General features: G+C 75.5%; 1 pseudogene. It reads right to left on the bottom strand.

Annotated elements, in window-relative coordinates:
- Positions 1-83: 83 nt before the first annotated feature.
- Positions 84-578: pseudogene (locus CKO13_RS12460) on the bottom strand (pyridoxal-phosphate dependent enzyme); the annotation flags it as partial.
- Positions 579-599 lie beyond the last annotated feature (21 nt).

Raw genomic sequence — 599 nt, 5'->3', positions numbered from 1 at the left:
GCTGCGCCTGCGGGTCCCCGGCCTGCTCGGCCCGCTCCCTGGGCCGAGCAGGCCGGGGACCCGCAGGCGCAGCAGCCGCTCGCTCAAAGCCGGTCGACGATGGCCCGCTGGACGGCCTCGTACTCGGCGTCCACCGTCTGGACGGCGTCGCCGGCCTGGGAGATCGCCACGTCCGGGTCCTTGAGCCCGTGGCCGGTGAGGGTGCAGACGACGGTGCTGCCCTCCGGGATGCGGCCGCTGCGGATATCCCGCATCGCCCCGGCCACGGAGGCGGCCGAGGCGGGCTCGCAGAAGACACCCTCGCGGGCGGCGAGGGTCCGCTGGGCGGTGAGGATCTCCTCGTCGGTGAGCTCGTCGAACCACCCCTCGGACTCGCGGCTGACGGCCTGCGCCTGCTGCCAGGACTGGGGATTGCCGATGCGGATGGCCGTGGCCACGGTCTCCGGCTCCGCCACCGGGCCGCCGCGCAGGAAGGGGGCGCTGCCGGCGGCCTGGTAGCCGACCATGCGCGGGCGCCTGTCGACGAGCGCCGAGGCGTAGCGGCAGTGGCCCTCGCAGAAGGTGCACGCCTCGGTCAGGCGCCCGCGCATGGTCGGCTA

The organism is Halorhodospira neutriphila (assembly GCF_016584055.1).
Classification (GTDB): domain Bacteria; phylum Pseudomonadota; class Gammaproteobacteria; order Nitrococcales; family Halorhodospiraceae; genus Halorhodospira; species Halorhodospira neutriphila.
This window is presented reverse-complemented; position numbering and strand designations above follow the sequence as displayed.